General features: G+C 55.7%; 1 protein-coding gene. It reads right to left on the reverse strand.

Going from position 1 to position 2079, the window contains the following annotated elements; genetic code table 11:
• Positions 1-2079, reverse strand: a 2079-nt coding sequence (locus JJB97_RS17765; RefSeq protein WP_238715406.1) for an Ig-like domain-containing protein, incomplete at both ends; no start/stop codon positions are given.

Genomic DNA, 2079 nt, shown 5'->3' on the forward strand with positions numbered 1-2079 from the left:
CGGCGTGTTGTCATCCGTCACGCTGCCTTTTTGCAGCGGGCCGTTCTGCGTCCCTTCGTTATCATGAACGCTGTTGATACTCGGCGCAGACGGGCCGTCGCCAGGCAAATAGACATTAATCACGTAGGCCGGGGTCGGGCTGGTGCTGTTGCCCGCCGGGTCCGTCTCCACTGCCGTCAGGCTGTTCATACCGCCGGAAAGCGCATTGCTGTCGTCCAGCTCCAGGCGCCACTGGCCGTTTTCGTCAACCAGGGCCTTGCCCAGTAACGTCTTCGTACCGTTAACCGTTGTGTAAATGGAGATGGTGTTACCTGCCGTACCGGTACCGGTGATGACCGGCGTATTGTCATCCGTATTACCGCCGCTGAGAATATTGCCGGTGATCTCACCGACGTTATCCTCCACGCCGGTAATGGCCAGCTTAGAGGCGTCCGGCGCCGTGTAGTCGGTGGTCAGCACGAACTCATCAGAATCAGCACTCTTATTGCCTGCCGCATCCGTAGCGGTTACCGTGAAATGGTGCTCACCTTCAGGCAGCGGCGTCGTTGGCGTATAGATCCACTGCCCATCGCTATCTGTCGTCACGCTACCCAACACTTTACCGTTATCGTAAATCGTGACCACGCTATCTGCTTCTGCCGTACCGTGCAGGGTTGGCGTAGAATCATCGGTCACGCTGCCGTTAGAAAGCGGATCGCGTACATCGCCGACATCATCTTCAGCGCTGTCGATAGTGGGTTTAACCGGAGAGGTGGTATCAATATCAAAAACGAATGCGCCAGACCGATCGCTGGTATTCCCCGCCAGATCGGTAGCGGTCACAGTCAGATTATGAGACCCGGGCTCCAACTCTGAAACAGGCTTAAAGCTCCAGTTTCCGCTGGCATCAGAGGTAGTGCTGCCCAGCAGCGTTTCACCATCATAGACTTTGATAACGCTGTTAGCTTTAGCGATACCGTTAATCACCGGACGGGTATCGTCCGTTACGCCATTCGGAGTAATGTTGCCCGTCACGCTACCTACGCTGTCAACAACGTGGGTAATCTGCGCGGTTGGGGCAACGGTATCAACAACGATAACTATTGCTTCAGAAGGCTCAGACTCATTACCTGCCGGATCGCTAACGGTCACGGTAATATTGCGTTCACCGTCTTCCAGGCTGTCATCCGGCGTCCAGCTCCAGGTACCGTCTTCACCTACAGCAGCCTCGCCAATTTTCTTACCGTCGTCATAAATGTTTACGGTGCTTCCCGGTTCGGCCGAACCTTTCAGTGTAGGCGTCGCATCATCGGTTGTGCTGCCGCTGCCGATCGGCCCCTGAACATCCCCTTCGTTATCGTTAGCCGTCAGGTCTTTTACTGGCGCAGGGGCCTGCGTATCGACACTAAAGTCGAATTCACCGCTCGGATCGCTGACCATACCCACGCTATCGACAGCCGTCACGCTCAGGCTATGATCCCCCTCATCCAGCGGCCTTGAAGGCGTAAACGACCAGTTGCCGCTTTCATCGGCTTTCGTTGAACCGATAAGCTCGCCGTTATCGTAAATACGAACGATATCGCCCACCCCCGCAGAGCCGCTGAGGGTCGGAGTGTTATCGTCGGTAACGTCGCCTTTTTGCAACCCGCCTGTGATCGGACCTTCGTTGTCTACAATGGATCCAATGCTCGGTACGGATGGCCCTTCAACAAACAGCGTGACCACATAATTCGGGGACGTTGCGCTGTTGCCCGCTTTATCAATCTCAACGGCAGAGAAGATGTTTTCGCCTGCCAGTAGTGGATTTTCCGGCTGGATTGACCAGTTACCGCTGGCATCAACGGTTACCCGCCCAATCTCATGCTTGCCGCTACTATCCGTTGTGTACAGCACCAGCGTATCACCCGCTGTACCAGTACCAGAGATAGTCGGACGGCTGTCATCAGTTTTGCCGCCATTTACAATATTGCCGGTGATTTCACCTACGGTGTCATCTACGCGGGTAATCGCCAGCGCGTCAGCGTTCGGCGGCGTGGTGTCCACTTCAATGGTGATGCCCGGTGACGGCTCAGAGGTGTTGCCTGCCGCATCGGTCTCGGT

The organism is Tenebrionibacter intestinalis (assembly GCF_016632365.1).
GTDB classification, from domain to species: Bacteria; Pseudomonadota; Gammaproteobacteria; order Enterobacterales; family Enterobacteriaceae; genus Tenebrionibacter; species Tenebrionibacter intestinalis.